Origin of the sequence: Mycobacteroides sp. H001 (genome assembly GCF_001440005.1) — a bacterium.
Taxonomy (GTDB): Bacteria; Actinomycetota; Actinomycetes; order Mycobacteriales; family Mycobacteriaceae; genus Mycobacterium; species Mycobacterium gwanakae.
In genome coordinates this window covers 16,311-31,394 of record NZ_LJYH01000029.1, presented here as the reverse complement: position 1 = coordinate 31,394, position 15,084 = coordinate 16,311, and the positions used below count along the sequence as shown (strand labels likewise).

Annotated in this window: 19 protein-coding genes and 1 tRNA gene; 9 read left to right on the top strand and 11 right to left on the bottom strand. The window is 65.0% G+C overall.

The window, feature by feature from the left end:
• The first annotated feature begins 34 nt into the window (after positions 1-34).
• Positions 35-496: a hypothetical protein gene (locus AOT83_RS28175; protein WP_232784682.1), complete on the top strand. Its 462-nt coding sequence runs from the start codon at positions 35-37 to the stop codon at positions 494-496.
• On the opposite strand, the gene AOT83_RS12355 is transcribed toward AOT83_RS28175, so the two are convergent.
• A tRNA-Ser gene (locus AOT83_RS12355) sits at positions 475-565 on the bottom strand. The two genes, AOT83_RS28175 and AOT83_RS12355, sit on opposite strands and share 22 nt — an antisense overlap.
• Before the next feature lie 358 nt (positions 566-923).
• On the opposite strand from AOT83_RS12355, the gene AOT83_RS12350 reads away from it, so the two are divergent.
• Positions 924-1,220: a hypothetical protein gene (locus AOT83_RS12350; protein ID WP_030096046.1), complete on the top strand. Its 297-nt coding sequence runs from the start codon at positions 924-926 to the stop codon at positions 1,218-1,220.
• A gap of 191 nt (positions 1,221-1,411) precedes the next feature.
• Positions 1,412-1,744, top strand: coding sequence for a hypothetical protein (locus AOT83_RS12345; protein ID WP_057963522.1), 333 nt, complete (start codon positions 1,412-1,414; stop codon positions 1,742-1,744).
• A gap of 61 nt (positions 1,745-1,805) precedes the next feature.
• Here AOT83_RS12345 and AOT83_RS12340 read toward each other — a convergent pair whose 3' ends face one another.
• Together AOT83_RS12340 and AOT83_RS12335 are read right to left on the bottom strand one after the other, a co-directional pair.
• Positions 1,806-2,264 carry a nucleoside deaminase gene (locus AOT83_RS12340; protein ID WP_057963521.1) on the bottom strand — a complete coding sequence of 153 codons (459 nt, stop codon included), beginning with the start codon at positions 2,262-2,264 and terminating at the stop codon, positions 1,806-1,808.
• Entirely contained in the window at positions 2,261-2,791 is a 531-nt protein-coding gene (locus AOT83_RS12335) for a tRNA adenosine deaminase-associated protein (RefSeq protein ID WP_046252206.1), read from the bottom strand. The genes AOT83_RS12340 and AOT83_RS12335 overlap by 4 nt, the downstream gene beginning before the upstream one ends.
• Before the next feature lie 71 nt (positions 2,792-2,862).
• On the opposite strand from AOT83_RS12335, the gene AOT83_RS12330 reads away from it, so the two are divergent.
• A complete protein-coding gene (locus tag AOT83_RS12330; protein WP_057963578.1) occupies positions 2,863-3,822 on the top strand; it encodes a prephenate dehydrogenase in 960 nt (319 codons plus the stop codon).
• Here AOT83_RS12330 and AOT83_RS12325 read toward each other — a convergent pair.
• Positions 3,819-4,367: a putative glycolipid-binding domain-containing protein gene (locus AOT83_RS12325; RefSeq protein WP_030096051.1), complete on the bottom strand. Its 549-nt coding sequence runs from the start codon at positions 4,365-4,367 to the stop codon at positions 3,819-3,821. The two genes, AOT83_RS12330 and AOT83_RS12325, sit on opposite strands and share 4 nt — an antisense overlap.
• 100 nt (positions 4,368-4,467) lie before the next feature.
• Complete coding sequence (locus AOT83_RS12320) at positions 4,468-5,277, bottom strand: class I SAM-dependent methyltransferase (RefSeq protein ID WP_057963520.1); 810 nt, start codon at positions 5,275-5,277, stop codon at positions 4,468-4,470.
• A gap of 93 nt (positions 5,278-5,370) precedes the next feature.
• Here AOT83_RS12320 and AOT83_RS12315 point away from each other — a divergent pair, with 93 nt between their 5' ends.
• On the top strand, positions 5,371-6,033 hold the full coding sequence (locus AOT83_RS12315) for a helix-turn-helix domain-containing protein (RefSeq protein ID WP_057963519.1): 663 nt from the start codon (positions 5,371-5,373) through the stop codon (positions 6,031-6,033).
• Here AOT83_RS12315 and AOT83_RS12310 read toward each other — a convergent pair.
• From AOT83_RS12310 to AOT83_RS12290, 5 genes are all read right to left on the bottom strand, one after another.
• The gene (locus AOT83_RS12310) at positions 5,965-6,723 is read right to left on the bottom strand and encodes an ABC transporter permease subunit (RefSeq protein ID WP_057963518.1); all 759 of its coding nucleotides are present in this window, start codon (positions 6,721-6,723) and stop codon (positions 5,965-5,967) included. The two genes, AOT83_RS12315 and AOT83_RS12310, sit on opposite strands and share 69 nt — an antisense overlap.
• Positions 6,720-7,373, bottom strand: a complete 654-nt coding sequence (locus tag AOT83_RS12305) for an ABC transporter permease (RefSeq protein ID WP_057963577.1) — start codon at positions 7,371-7,373, stop codon at positions 6,720-6,722. The genes AOT83_RS12310 and AOT83_RS12305 overlap by 4 nt, the downstream gene beginning before the upstream one ends.
• A 1-nt stretch (position 7,374) precedes the next feature.
• Positions 7,375-8,481, bottom strand: a complete 1,107-nt coding sequence (locus AOT83_RS12300; RefSeq protein WP_057963517.1) for an ATP-binding cassette domain-containing protein — start codon at positions 8,479-8,481, stop codon at positions 7,375-7,377.
• A 4-nt stretch (positions 8,482-8,485) separates the two neighbouring features.
• The gene (locus AOT83_RS12295; RefSeq protein ID WP_057963516.1) at positions 8,486-9,418 is read right to left on the bottom strand and encodes an ABC transporter substrate-binding protein; all 933 of its coding nucleotides are present in this window, start codon (positions 9,416-9,418) and stop codon (positions 8,486-8,488) included.
• Positions 9,419-9,481: 63 nt separating this feature from the next.
• Positions 9,482-10,102 carry a TetR/AcrR family transcriptional regulator gene (locus AOT83_RS12290; RefSeq protein WP_057963515.1) on the bottom strand — a complete coding sequence of 207 codons (621 nt, stop codon included), beginning with the start codon at positions 10,100-10,102 and terminating at the stop codon, positions 9,482-9,484.
• Positions 10,103-10,173: 71 nt separating this feature from the next.
• Between AOT83_RS12290 and AOT83_RS12285 the strand changes: the two genes are divergently transcribed.
• The 4 genes from AOT83_RS12285 (at position 10,174) to AOT83_RS12270 (ending at position 13,831) form a co-directional block, all read left to right on the top strand.
• Positions 10,174-10,956, top strand: coding sequence for an SDR family oxidoreductase (locus AOT83_RS12285; protein ID WP_057963514.1), 783 nt, complete (start codon positions 10,174-10,176; stop codon positions 10,954-10,956).
• Positions 10,953-12,035 carry a dihydrodipicolinate reductase gene (locus AOT83_RS12280; protein ID WP_057963513.1) on the top strand — a complete coding sequence of 361 codons (1,083 nt, stop codon included), beginning with the start codon at positions 10,953-10,955 and terminating at the stop codon, positions 12,033-12,035. The genes AOT83_RS12285 and AOT83_RS12280 overlap by 4 nt, the downstream gene beginning before the upstream one ends.
• A 103-nt stretch (positions 12,036-12,138) precedes the next feature.
• A complete protein-coding gene (locus tag AOT83_RS12275; protein ID WP_046252196.1) occupies positions 12,139-12,507 on the top strand; it encodes a lipopolysaccharide assembly protein LapA domain-containing protein in 369 nt (122 codons plus the stop codon).
• Between the two features lie 22 nt (positions 12,508-12,529).
• A complete protein-coding gene (locus tag AOT83_RS12270; RefSeq protein ID WP_057963512.1) occupies positions 12,530-13,831 on the top strand; it encodes a threonine/serine exporter family protein in 1,302 nt (433 codons plus the stop codon).
• Here the strand turns inward: AOT83_RS12270 and AOT83_RS12265 are convergent.
• Complete coding sequence (locus AOT83_RS12265; protein ID WP_057963511.1) at positions 13,815-15,056, bottom strand: acyl-CoA dehydrogenase family protein; 1,242 nt, start codon at positions 15,054-15,056, stop codon at positions 13,815-13,817. The two genes, AOT83_RS12270 and AOT83_RS12265, sit on opposite strands and share 17 nt — an antisense overlap.
• Positions 15,057-15,084 lie beyond the last annotated feature (28 nt).

Sequence of the window (15,084 nt, the reverse complement as noted above, 5' to 3'; positions counted from 1 at the left end):
TCGCCGTCTAAGCTGCGCGGGTGAGGGCGCCGAAATGATCTTGTTCGAGCGGTCTTTCGCCTACGCACCGCTTCAGGTCTGGAGTGTGATGGTCGATCCCGATCTGTGGTCCCTCCAGACCACCGGGTTCCGGCCCGAAGTCGGTTGCCGGTATCGAATCACCCACCCGGCCATCCTGGGCACCCGCCTGCTCGGCACCGGGGACTGCACGGTCGTCGCCGCGGATCCCGGCGAACTGCTGTCGGTGGACTTCGTCGGCACGGTGCGCGAGGGCGATCCGGCCCGCTGGACCATCAGTCACCGTCTCACCGCCGCCGAGCACGGGACCACCCTCACGACATACCTCAAGGGGGTCGATATCAACGATCACTCCGAGAAGGTGCTGATGCGCATCGTGACCGACAGTACGGCGCGATCCGCGCACCTGCTCGAAGAGTGGCTTGCGAATCGCTACCGGGTACCCGGCGAAGAATATGGCGGTGGCGGAGGGATTTGAACCCTCGGACGGGGGTTACCCGTCACACGCTTTCGAGGCGTGCTCCTTAGGCCGCTCGGACACGCCACCGCCGAAGAGACTACAGGCCCCCGGGCCCGATCCCCCAATCGGTTGACTCGACTACCAACGACAGAAGGCCTGTCGCCACGGGTGAGCGTGCTTTATCGCGCCATCACCCGACAGCGTTAGCAACGCATCGTCCATATGCGTGAAGTCGCATGGCTGGCAGGAAACTCCCAGCGTGCTGTACGAATTCGGCGGCGCGGCTCCAAGGAAAGTGGTTTTCCATCAAGCATGTGCAGGTTCCTCGTCGGCATCTCACGGCATCCGCCTCGTCGGGGCGGGCGGAAGCCGTCGGGCGGTCGATACCAGATCGGGGATCGGCACAACTGAGATCAACACCATCAAGTGTGGAAGGCCCTGACCAATGAAGATTCTTGTAGGAATCGCGGCATCCGCCGCCATCGCCGCGAGCGCGCTCGGGTTGGCAGCGACAGCCAATGCAGCACCGGCACTGCCCGCCCCCAACTACCACTGGTGCCCGGGCGAGTTCTGGAATCCCATCTGGGGATTCAACTGGGAATTCGGCGAATGCCACGACGACTGGCACCGCGACCGCGACGGCGACTGGCACGACCGTGATTGGCACGGAGACCGTGGCGATTGGCATGACCACGACCGCGGCGACTGGGGACGTGGCCACGACCGCGACTGGAGGCCGTAACCCCCTTTTCGCCGATAAACAACCCCGCCCGCCGGATTCACTCCGATGGTCGGGGTTGTTTGCCATGTAACGGCATAGCCAGGAATGACAACGACTATCTGGCAACCAAATATATTGATTGACAGCAGTTTTACAGCGCACTGTACGCATAGTGGCCAGATATTGCCAGCCTTGCATGCTTTGCTTTCTTTATGAAAATTCTCGTTGGAATCGCCGCTTCCGCTGCCATAGCCGCCGGCGGGCTCGGCCTCGCCGCCACCGCCAATGCCGCTCCGGTTCCAGAGCTTCCGGCGCCCACCTACCACTGGTGCCCCGGCGAGTTCTGGAACCCGATCTGGGGCTTCAACATGAACTGGGGCGAGTGCCACGCCGACGGCATCCTGGACCGCGACCGTCCCGGCGACTGGCGCGGTGACGACGGCCGCTGGCGCAACAACGGCCCCGGCCCGGGCGACAACCGCGGGCCTGACCGTGGACCCGATCGCGGCCCTGACCGCGGACCCGGCAACGACTGGCACCGGTAAGCCTCCCGAATCGGCCCGTCCGGCGCGCGACCCCGACCACTCACAGCGCCGGGCGGGCCACTTACCTTTTAGCCACGAAGAAGTTCTCGAGCAGGGCCGCGCATTCCTCGGCGAGCACGCCGCCGCGCACCTCGGGACGATGGGCCTGGCGCCGGTCACGCACCACATCCCACAGCGATCCCACGGCCCCGGTTTTGGGCTCCCACGCCCCGAACACCACCCGGCCGACGCGCGCCAGCACCAGCGCCCCCGCGCACATGGTGCACGGTTCAACGGTCACCGCCAGCGTCGCGCCCTCCAGCCGCCACCCGTCGCCATGTTTCGCGGCGGCCTCACGCAGGGCAAGAACCTCCGCATGTGCCGTCGGATCGCCCAGGCGTTCACGAGCATTGGCGGCGCGCGCCAATTCGGTACCGTCCGCGGCGTAAATCACCGCACCGATCGGCACATCCTCGGCACCGGCTTGCGCGGCGGCTACCAATGCGGCGCGAATCAGCGCCTCGTCATCGGGAAACGTCACCGATCCAGCTTGTCGAGCACCGCACCGAACTCATCGGCAAAGCCCATACGCGCGGCGATCATGCCGAGCTGCTCATCGGGGTAGAGATCGGTCTCGCTGAGAATCACACTGAGCACCGGCTCGGGCAGCCCGATATCGGAGAGCAGGCCCAAATCGCCTTCCTCCCACGGATCGACTTCGTCCAGCTCATCGGAATCGAGCTCCGGGACAGGAATATTCAGCCTGTCGAGCACCTCGACGGCGATGTCATAGTCAACCGCCGCCGTGGCGTCCGAAATCAGCAGGTGCGTTCCCGAAGGCGCCGGGCGGATGATGATGAAGAATTCCTCGTCAACATCAAGCAGGCCGAACACTGCACCAGCGCTGCGCAATTCACGTAACTCGGTTTCCGCCGCCGCCAAATCGGTAAGCGCCCCAGCCTTCAACGATGTCACTCGCCAGCGGCCCTCTTCACGAACGACGGCCACGCCGAAACCCTCCAGGCTTTCGGCGCTGGGCCCTGCGGCCTTGGCACGTTGTGCGTCCATGGGCAATACGGTAATGCCCCAACCTGGGTTGTGACCACAAACAACTTGGTCACGTATGCCAACCTGGTGTGGTGAACGCCGCCGAACACGACCACCAACGCCCCCCGATCTGCGTACTTGGCCTCGGACTCATCGGCGGATCCCTGGTCCGCGCGGCCACCGCCGCAGGGCGCCACGTCTGGGGGTACAACCGCTCCACCGAGGGCACCGAGGCCGCGCGGGCGGCCGGTTTCGATGCCACCACCGACCTGGACCTGGCGCTGCGGCGCGCGCGCAACGCCCAGGCACTCATCGTGCTCGCGGTGCCGGTCCCGGCCCTGTCCGCGCTGCTGACCCGCATCGCGGAACTGGCCCCGGAATGTCCACTCACTGATGTCACCAGCGTGAAATCCGCTGTACTGCAACAGGTATCCGAGCATGGTTTGGCACAGCGATTCGTCGGTGGCCATCCCATGGCGGGCACAACAGAGTCGGGCTGGGTCGCCGGGGACGCCAAGCTTTTCCGCGACGCGACATGGGTCGTCAGCGTTGACGACGACGTCGATCCGCAGGTGTTCGCACAGGTGACTCGGCTGGCCCTGGATTGCGGGTCCGTGGTGGTTCCGGCCCGCTCAGATGAGCACGATGCCGCCGCCGCCGCCATCTCACACCTGCCGCACCTGCTCGCCGAAGCCCTGGCCGTCACCGCCGACGGAGTGCCGCTGGCCTACTCACTGGCCGCCGGATCCTTCCGGGACGGCACGCGAGTCGCTGCCACCGATCCGTCACTGGTGCGCGCCATGTGCGAATCGAATCCACACGGCGTGCTGCCGGCCCTGGAGGAGGCCATGGCGCTGCTGGCGGCAACGTGGAACACCCTGAACGCGGAGAATTCGGTCGAGCTGCTGGTGGAGGCCGGCTACGCCGCGCGGCAACGCTACGAGGCGCACACGCGGTTCGACATCAGCGGCGTAAGCCGAACCGACGCAGACTGGCGCGAGCGGCTCGCCGAAGCCGGACGGCAGGGCGGCGTGCTGCGGGTCGTCCCCTAAATCCGGACGGCAAGCCCGGGGTATTCCAGCAGGAACCCCTCGTCATCGACGGTGACCGTGGTGTCTGCGACCGGCGAGACCACCTTGATGCCCTTACCGTCGTTGCGGTAGCTGATGGTGGCGGGGCTGACCACCAGATCAGGCAGGGTCACGTACACAACCGGCAGCACTGTGCTGCCTTCTTGCTGATAGAGGCCGGTGCGACGGATCGGAAGCGCGTTGAAGAAGGGGCTGAACACCACGTCGACGTCCAATGCGCCGTCGAAGGCCGAGCGTGTCGCGCCCTCGTGGTTCTGCACGGTCCACATGCCTTCTTCGTCCCGGGCGATCGACAGCTGCCGCTCCCGTTCGGCCACGGTGGTCGACAGGGACAACCGATTGGTGGATCCCGTCTCGTCGGTCACCAGGTCGTACGAGGCACTGAACGCGGGGTGCGCCTCGGATGCACCGGCCACAAAACGGCCGTGTGCACGGATGCGTCGACCCGATAGTTGAACGCGGGTGGATTCCATGCGCGACGCGTCGTGGGCACGCCAGGTCAGCACGGCGGGCCCAGTCGCCGGGTCCATCGGGCTGGGATTACTCACCCGTCTACCGTAGGCGACCGCGCAAATTGATCCCTCGTGAGCCCTTGGCGCCTCCGAATCACTTCCTCGTGTGCGCGACGTACAGCAGGTACTCCCAGTCCATCGACAGCCGCCCGTCGCCGCGATCATGCCGTCGCCCCAGTTCGACAAGCGCATCGTCGAGTTCGGCGGTCTTGTCCGCATCACCGGCGATACCGGCATAGACGGCGATCGTCGGCCCGTAACAAGCCTTGAAGAAGTCGCGGAACTCCTCGGCGGTGGCGAATCGGTCCACCACCAACGTCCGCGGCTCCACCGTGACCTCGGTGACCCTGTCCGCCAGCAGTGCTCGCACATGAGCCGGGTCTCCCCACAAGGGCGGAGGTTGTGCACCGGGCGCCGCGGGAGCCGCGAACGGCTTCATGGTCGCGAACATCTGGCCGATGAATCCCTGCGGTGTCCAGTTGATCAGACCGATGGTTCCGCCCGGCCGGCAGACGCGGATCAGTTCATCGGCGCTGTCCTGATGCCGCGGAGCGAACATCACCCCGACGCAGGACATCACGACATCGAACTCGTCGTCACCAAACGGGAGCGCCTGAGCGTCCGCGACCCGCCAATCGATTTCTGCACCGGACCGCGCCGCCACGGCACGCCCCACCTCCAGCAGCTCGGGAGTCAGGTCGGAGGCCACCACCTTCGCGCCGATACCCGCGGCGGGGATCGCCGCATTCCCGGATCCGGCCGCAACATCCAATACTCGGGCGCCGGGGACGACGCCGGACTCCTCAACGAGGACCGGCCCCAGCGGTGCGATCACCTCAGAAGCCACCGCGGCGTAGTTGCCCAGGGCCCACAGCGAAACTCTTTGGGCTGTTTCTGTGTTCATACATACAGACGCTAGGCAGATCGCCGCACCTGGGCTAGTACAAGATCTGTACTGGGGCTGGTCACCGTGACGCCGGCGGCCTACCGTTCATCCATGGGTGCGTCGTATTACCAATTCTGCCCCGTCGCCAAGGCGATGGAGCTGCTCGACGAGCGCTGGACTCTGCTGATCGTGCGTGAATTACTGCTCGGCAGTGAGCATTTCAATGATATTCGGCGCGGAGTGCCCCGCATGTCCCCGACCCTGCTGTCCAAGAGGCTGGACCGGCTGGTGCGCGCCGGGATCGCCGAACGTCACGACAACCGCTACGTACCCACGGATGCCGGCCGTGAGCTGCGCCCCGTCGTCGAGATGTTGAGCCAGTGGGGGATCCGGTGGATCGGTGAGATCGGGGACGAGGATCTAGACCCCAAGTTGCTGCTCTGGGATATGCGCCGTCACGTCATCGGCAGCGCGGTTCCCGAGGGCCGCACCGTGCTGCATTTCCGCTTCGGCGACGTCACCGCCGACAAGCGGCACTGGTGGCTCATCATCACGCCCGAAGGCGCCGACCTTTGCGATGCCGACCCGGGCTTTGACGCGAACATCGGCGTAACGGCTCAGCTCCGCAGCCTGACTCGAGTGTGGCGCGGCGACTCCGCGTGGTCGGATGTATTGCGCTCCGGTGAGGTGGCCTTCAGCGGGCCGTCACGGTTGTGTCGCGGCCTGCCGACGTGGTTCGACCCGCCCCTCTATGCCGCTGTCCCCCGCCCCTGAGTCACCGCCGAGATCACGCGGAGCCCATCGCAGCCGCCCGGTGCCCGGAGCTGACAGCCACACCGCCAAGGCAAGGAACGCATCCAGCAGCAGCGCCAGCGCGGTCACCAAAAGGGCGCCGACCAATGCCAAGTGGAACTGCCGCACCTTGATGCCGTCGATGAGGTACCGGCCTAGTCCGCCGAGGCTGGCATAGGCGGCTACGGTCGCCGTCGCGACGATCTGCAAGGTCGCCGTCCGCAAGCCCGACAGAATCAGCGGTAATGCGTTGGGTAACTCGACACCGAAGAGCACCTGACGTTCCGTCATCCCCATGGCCCGCGCGGCCTGCACCACCGTGCGGTCCACGTTCGCGATGCCGGAATAGGTTCCCGCCAGCAGCGGCGGCACCCCGAGCAGGAGTAGCGCGACGGTGGGCGGCACCAAACCCAGGCCCCACAGCAGCACACCCAACAGCAGCACGCCCAGTGTCGGCAGTGCGCGCAGCGCATTGACCGCGCTGACCACCAGAAAGGTGCCACGGCCCGTGTGCCCGATGATCAGACCAATCGGCACCGCGATAATGACCGCGGCCAGCACCGCGATCGCGGTGTACTGCAGGTGCTCACCGATCCGCACACCCAGCCCGCTGTGGCCCGTCCAATTGGATGCGGTGAATATGTAGCCGAGCGCATCGGAGAGAAAGTTCATCGTGCACCCACGACTTTCGCCGCTCTGGTCCACGGCGTGGCAGCGCGGCCGAGAACAACCAGGAGTGAATCCACGACGACGGCCAGCAGGAAGATCGCGACGATTCCAGCGATGATCTGGCTGCTCTTGTTGGCCTGGTAACCCTCGGTGAACCAGGTGCCCAGGCCACCGATGCCGATCACCGAACCCACCGAGACCATCGAGATATTCGTGACGGCAACAACTCTCAGGCCTGCCACCAGCACCGGTACGGATAGCGGGAGTTCGACGCGGACGAGGCGTGCCAGCGGGCGGTATCCCACTGCGGTGGCCGCGTCGAGCACCTGGGGAGCGATGGCGTCGAGCGCCTCGGGCACGGCCCGAATGAGCAGCGCCGTGGTGTACAGCGTCAGCGCCACCATCACGTTGGCCTCGTCGAGGATCCGGGTGGGAATGATGAGCGGCAACGCCACGAACAACGCCAGTGAGGGAATGGTGAACACAATGCTGGCGATCACCGTGGTAACCCGCCGTACCGTGCGGTGCCGGTGAATCAGTGCGCCGCACGGAATCGCGATGGCCAATCCGATGAGAATGGGCACCAGCGACAGCCGCATATGGATCAGCGAGAGCTGCCAGGCATCGCCGAGATGAGTAAAGAGATAACGCATCTCACCGCTGCCCGGTACGGCGTTGCCGGTCCAGCGCGATGAGAACGTCATCCCCGCGGACGCCGCCGCGGACGCGGCCATCCTCATCGGTGGCCACCCCGAACCCCGACGGCGAAGACAGCGCGGCATCCAGGGCCTGCCGCAATGTCCCGTCCGGTCCGAACAATGATCCTCCGGCGATCACACTGTCGTACAACGATTTTCCGGACCGGTAGACCTCCGCGCCTGCGTCGTCCATCCAGCCGAACGGGGTGCCGTCGGGATTGCAGACAAGCACCCAGCTGCGCGGCGCGAGGATGAGGTCGTGGACCTCGGATTCGAAGATCTGCCTGATCTCGTACAGCGGCAGATCGCCCGCATCACGAAACTGCAGTCCCCGATAGCCCCGGTCGCGACCGATGAAGCCGGCGACGAAATCGCTTGCCGGATTCGATAACACCCGTTCGGGCTCGTCATACTGCTGCAGCACGCCGCCCGGCCCGAAAACCGCCACCTTGTCCCCGAGCTTGACGGCCTCGTCGATATCGTGCGTCACGAAGACGATGGTCTTGTTGAGTTCGGCCTGCAGGCGCTGCATCTCGGCCTGCAGGTCATCGCGCACATTCGGGTCGACGGCGCTGAACGGCTCATCCATCAACAGGATCGGCGGATCGGCGGCGAGGGCACGCGCCACACCGACACGTTGTTGTTGACCTCCCGAGAGCTGCGCCGGGTACCGGCTGGCCAATTTGGGATCGAGCCCCACCCTTTCCAGAACATCAAGAGCTGCCTTGCGTGCGGCACGCCGGGATTCGCCGCGCAACACCGGCACCGTCGCCACATTGTCGACGACGCGCTGGTGCGGCATCAGGCCCGCGTTCTGAATGACATAGCCGATGCCCAACCGCAGTTTGACCGGATCCACGGTGCGGACATCTGCCCCACCGACAGTCAGTACCCCCGACGTCGGGTCCGTCATCCGGTTGATCATCCGCATGGAGGTGGTCTTGCCGCAGCCCGACGGCCCCACGAACACCGTGAACGAACCCTCGTCGACGTGCATGGTGAGATCATCGACAGCGGTGGTCCTATCGGGGTACTTCTTGGTGACGTTCTCAAAGGTGATCACGCGATCAGTTCCCTATCGGTTTGTCGAAACCTTTGTCCGTCAACCACTTCTGCGCAGCTTCCTTGGGGTCGACACCGTTGTTACCGGAGACTTCCGCATTGAGCCTGGTGAGGTCCTCCGTCGTCAAACGCGCGGAGAGCGCGTCGAGCACCTTCTTCAGTTTCTCGGATTTCTTCTGCGCGTTGACCAACGGCACCAGATTGCCTGCCGGGAAGGTGAACTTGGGGTCCTCGAGCACCACCAGATCATGCTCGGCGATGGCCGGCGAAGTGCTGAATATGTTGGCCGCGGTGATCGTTCCGTCCAACAGCGCCCGCACCGTCGCCGGTCCGCCACCATCGCTGATGGCCACGAATCGCGATTCCGGAACATCCAGGCCGTAATTGGCCTTGAGGCCGGCCAACCCGACACTGCGGTGCAGGAACTCCGAAGGTGCGCCGACTGTTACCTCCTCCGAGTGCGCGGCGAGGTCGGCGATGGAGTGCAGATTCCATCGGTCGGCGGTGGCTCTGGTGACGCACAGCGTGTCGGCGTCCGAGGCCGGTGACGGGGACAGAATGTCCAGATCGCCATCGAGCTTGCGTAGCAGCGCCAGCTCGACATCATCGGGCCTGGTAGCGGTGGCCTCAGGATCGAAGTAGCGCAGCAGATTTCCGGTGTAATCGGCGATCAGGTCGATCGAATGGTCCTTAACCGCCGGGATGTAGGTCTCGCGGCTACCGATGCCCAGCTGCCTGGTGATGTCAAAACCATTGGTCTGCAATATCTGTGCATACAGCTCGGCCACGGTCTTAGATTCGGGGAAGTCGGCCGAGCCGACGATCAGGGTGTTGAGGTCACCCGAAAGCGGGCCTCCGCCCAGAGGATTGGCGCTGCCACAGCCACTGAAGACAACCGCTGCCATGACGGCAGCGAGGAGTCGTGCGGCCCTGCGCATCCTCCGACAGTAACCGGGCAACCGCCGTCATGCCCGGCTTTAGCGTCAGGAAGATTCCGGTGGCTAACCCGGCGACGCCGCCGCCGCGGGTCCTTCGGCCGAGCCCGCCAGGAGCTCTGGCAAATATTTGATAACCGCCTCCGCCTGGTCGTCGGGTAGCAGCTGGCGCGCGAGGACATTCGCTCCGATGATCATCAACATGGTGGCGTTGGCCCGGTCGTGGGCCTCCTGCTGACCAACGTCCGGACGCTGTGCACGCATCACCTGCGACAGCAATTCGGCACCCGTCTCGCCGAAGCTTGCCCACAGCGCCTGCCCCAGCTCGGGGTCGGTACGCATCTGGCCGAGAAGGGCGGGGGCGGCCGCAATGACATCGGGTCGCTCGAAGAGTTCCGCTGTGTACGAGCAGGATTGGCGTACCCAGTCGCCCACTCCTGCCGCAGCGCTTATCTCCCGGGTGGGTGCGGTCCAACCGAACACCGCCTCGAAGACCAGGTGCGCACGGGAGGGCCACCGCCGGTACAGCGCGGGCTTTCCCACGCCGGCCCGCTCGGCGATCGCAACCATAGTGGTGGCATCCCACCCCTGCTCCACCAGGAGCTCACGCGCGGCAGCAAGCGCCTTGGTGTCGATATCGGAACTGCGGCGGCGCCCCCTGCCCGCGGGTAACTCGTCAGTAGTCATTGCAAATAACGGTACACCATGTTACGTATTAAGAAGGTTGGTGGCGTGGGTCACAGAGAGAAAGGCAGCCGATGACAGGACTTCTTTCCGGAAAAACGGTGGTGATATCCGGTGTAGGTACCGGATTGGGGCGGGAGGTCGCGCTCAAGGCGCACCAGGACGGCGCAAATGTGGTGCTCGGCGCGCGAACCCAGGAAAACCTCGAAAAACTCTCCGCCGAACTCGATGATTCGGGCGGCACCGCTGCCTGGGCGGTCACCGACATCACCGACGCGTCCGCGTGCCAGGGCCTTATCGACACCGCCGTCGAGCGGTTCGGCACGGTGGACGCACTGGTCAATGTCGCCGCAAAAGAGGACGTGTTCGGCGGCATCGAGGGCGCGGATCTGTCCCAGTGGCAGGCGATGCTCAGCACGAATGTCGTGGGCACGCTTCAACTCGTTCAGGTGGCCGTCCCGCAGCTGAAGAAGAACGGCGGATCGGTGGTCTTCATCGGATCGCAGTCGGCGTTCCATCCGCAGCTACCCCAGTCCGCGTATGCGACATCCAAGGGAGCGTTGCAGAACGCCATGTATCAGCTCGCGAAGGAGCTGGGGCCACACAAGATTCGTCTCAACATGGTGGTGCCGACGTGGATGTATGGCCCGCCGATTCAGCTGTACATCGGCCTGGTCGCCCAGCAGCGCGGCATCACGCAAGAGGAAGTACTGGCCGAACTGACGGCCAAATTCCCGTTGGGCGAGATGCCCGCCGATGAAGACGTCGCCGATGCGGTGGTGTTCTTCGCATCCGACCGGGCCCGGATGGTGACCGGGCAGACCTTGTTCGTCAACGCAGGAGAGTTTTTCGCATGAGTGATAAGTATCCCGTCATCGTTTGGGGCACAGGGGTTGTCGGCAAGCTGGTGATTCGCGAGCTACTGGACCACCCGGTATTCGAGCTGGCTGCCGTACTGGTGCACGATCCGGCCAAGGACGGTGTGGACGTCGGAACACTCGTCGGTAGCCATCCGACCGGACTGGCCGCCACCACCGACATCGATGCCGCGTTGGGCACCGAGGGCACGGTCGCGTACTTCGGGCCGACGGCGCAGTACGCGCTGGAGAACATCGACAACATGTCCCGCGCACTGCGCAGCGGGCACAACATCGTCTCCACCGCGATGACACCGTGGGTGTACCCGCAGGTGTGCCCACCCGAGATGCTCGCCGATATCAAACAGGCCTGCGAAGACGGCCAGACCTCCTGTTTCACCACCGGCATCGACCCCGGCTTCGCCAACGATCTGTTCCCCATGACCCTGCTCGGCGTGGGTGGACGGGTGGATTCTGTTCTGGTACAGGAACTCCTCGACTACCAGTACTACAACGGCGATTTCAGCATGCCGATGGGACTGGGCGCGCCCATGGACCAACCGGCGGTGCTGGAAATACCCGAGGTGCTGATCCTCGCGTGGGGCCACACCATTCCGATGATCGCCGACGCCGTCGGAGTCAAACTCGACAAGATCGACACCGTCTACGAAAAATGGGCGACGCCAACCGAGATCGCCTACGGCGCGGAACCCAACACCGGCATCATCGAGGCGGGCCACTGTGCCGCGGTGCGATTCGAGATCCGTGGGTGGGTGGGCGGTAAGCCGAAGATCGTCATCGAGCACGTCAATCGGATCACCAATGACACCGCACCGCATTGGCCGCGCGCACAGTCCGTCGACAACGATGCCTACCGCATCGAGATCAAGGGCAGTCCGAACATCACCCAGGAGACGGTGTTCCGCGACGAACGCACCGGCGACGGCGCGATCGGCGGCTGCCTCGCCACCGGGATGCGGGCCATCAACGCCATACCAGCGGTCATCGGCGCTAAACCGGGCTTCCTGACACCGCTGGATTTGCCGTTGATCGCGGGCCAAGGAACTATCCGCGCCTGACCTGCGCCAAGCGGCGGCTTTTCGCGGTATCCGCGGGGCATTTTCCGCGAAAAGCCGACCGTGGGCGCTTGCAATAGCCGCCTATGTAGCAAATGATGGACATATGACCAGTGACCCCGGTACGACTCCGGACTCTCCGGTTGCCGACACATCCATCGATGTCCCCGTTGGCGAGCAGGCGCCTCTGCCCCCCGCGAAGGCCGTCAAGAAGGAGGATGCGGTCAAGCGGACCCGCGCGGCGGCGACCTGGACCGGCGTCATCCTTGGCCTGCTGATCCTGATTCTGCTGCTGGTGTTCATTCTGCAGAACCTGACGGACACGACCACCCACTTCCTCTCCTGGGAGATCCAGATGCCCTTGGGCATCACGGTGTTGTTCGCGGCCATTACCGGTGCTGCGCTCACCGCCCTGGTCGGTGGCGTGCGAATCATCCAGCTGCGGCGCGCGGCGAAGAAGAACCTGAAGGCCTGACACCCCGACTACAGTTCGGCGCATGACGGCGCTGACCGGGCGTGGACGGGTGCAGACACTTGTCCGGAGGGCTCTCAAGGACAAGCCCGTACCCCTGGCTGACGCCAAGCATTTCGACGACGCCGAAGTTGTGACGATGTTGCGCATGCTCGGTATCGCAATGCTGGAAGTCGGTCAGCCCACCAACCTGGTGTTGGCCAAATTGCATGACATCGCACCGCAGTACACCGACAAAGAACTGCGCGCCGTCGTCTTGCCGACGGTGCTGATCATCCAGATCGACGGCGTCACCGGCCAGCTCGAAGTGGAGGAATCCACCCGCAGCACAGCACAGTTGGACCAGGCCGGCCACATCGACACCATCGCCGACATGGCCGTCGCCGGGGCGATCGCCCCGGCGGACGCGATCGCACGAATCTACGAGATCCGCTGTTTGAAACCCCGTTTCGGGACGGTCGTCACCGTCATCGGACACACCATCTTGACCCTCGGCTTCGGGCTTGCCCTGGCACCAACCTCCTCGGCTCTGCCCGCCTATCTGGTGCTGGGCCTGATTGTCGGCGTCCTGATGCTGGCCACCAACCCCATGCCCACCCTCGCCGCCACCATGCCCGCCGTCGCCGCCTTCGTGGTGACGGTCATCAGCACGTTCATCGTGGCGAACGTGCCCAGCGAGGGGCTTGCCCGCGTGGTGGCGCCCGCCCTGATCGCCGTGCTGCCCGGGGTGACCCTCACCATCGGGGCGCTGGAGCTGACAAGCACCCAGCTGATGGCCGGGTCCACGCGCATCGTGTACGGCATCGCGCAACTGATGCTGCTGGCATTCGGGGTGGTGATCGGCGTGAAAGTCGCTGGACCGCCGGAGCCCTCGCCGCTGGGACCGCCGCTGGGCAGCTGGACGATCGCCCTGGCCGTACCTGTTATAGCGGTGGGGTTTTACCTGTACAAGTCCGCGCCCCGCGGATCACTGATCTGGTTGGTGCTGGCGATCGGGGTCGCCATGCTGGGACAGCGCCTCGGCGGTCTCTTTCTGGCACCCGCCATGACGGGCTTCATCGGGGCGGTCGCTGTCGTTCCCTTCGCCCTGTTCGCGGCACGCTTCAAGGGGGCTCCTTCGGCAATCGTGTTGCTACTGGCCGCCTTCTGGTGCCTGGTGCCCGGCGCGTTGAGCTTCGTGAACGTCAGCGAGGTCGCGGCCACCGGACATGCGAACCTCACCGCACTGCTCGATACCTGCATGGCGATCTTCTCGATCGCGCTCGGGCTTCTGGTGGGGGCGAGCCTGCACCGTGGGATGCGTTACGCGCTCACCGTCCGTCGGTAGCGTATTTCGCCAGCTCGATCCGGGCCACGACACCGCGATGCACCTCGTCGGGGCCGTCGGCCAGCCGCAGCGCGCGGGCGTTGACCCACGCGGCCGCCAACGGGAAATCGTTGGAAAGTCCTCCACCACCATGGATTTGGATAGCCATATCGATGACCTGCTGAGCCATGTTCGGTGCGGCCACCTTGATTTCGGATACCGCCGACAGCGCGCCCATGATGCCCACGGTGTCTAGCAGCCAGGCAGCATGCAGCACCAGCAGCCGGGTCTGGTTGATGGCAATGCGAGCGTCGGCGATGCGCTCCCGGTTTCCGCCCAGGTTCACCAACGGTTTTCCGAACGCGGTGCGGTCCAGTCCCCGTCGGCACGCATGCTCGAGGGCCACCTCGGCCAGGCCGATCAGGCGCATCGCATGATGCACACGGCCCGGCCCCAACCGCCCCTGGGCGATCTCGAATCCCTTGCCCGGTCCCGCGATGAATGCATCGACGGGCAGCCGTACGTTGTCGAACGACACCACGCCGTGTCCACCCGGCTCGTCGTAGAACCCCATCGTCGGCAGCATCCGTTCGACGGTTACGCCCGGTGTGTCCATCGGGACGAGCACCATCGAGTGGCGCGCGTATCGATGCGCGTCCGGGTCGGTCAACCCCATGAAGATGATCACCTTGCAATCGGAATGACCGACACCGGTGCTCCACCACTTGCGGCCGTTGATCACCACCTCGTCGCCGTCGACGATGGCCGTGGCCGCCATGTTCGTGGCATCAGAGGAAGCCACGTCGGGCTCCGTCATACAAAACGCGGACCGGATATCGCCCTCCAGGAGCGGTTCGAGCCAGACCTCCTTCTGCTCCTGGCTGCCGTACCGGTGCAGCACCTCCATATTTCCCGAATCCGGTGCGTTGCAATTGAACACGGTGGGGGCGAACAGCGACCGTCCCATCTGCTCGGCCAGCGGCGCGTACTCGGAATTGGACAGGCCGCCGCCTAACTCCGGATCCGGCAGGAAGAGGTTCCACAACCCGGCGTTGCGCGCCTTCGCCTTCAACCTGTCCAGCTCCGGTGGGACCTCCCACAGCTCGGCCGTCGTGCCGGTGCGCGCACCCAGCAGCGCGTCGTGGTGGGCCAGCACCGTACGTTCCACCGGCATGATCTCCCCGTCGATGAACTCGCGGACGGCGGAGGTCAGTTCGGCGGCGCGGGCGGAGGGAGCGAAGTCCATCTGTCCGATGCTAGGGCGGTTGACGCGA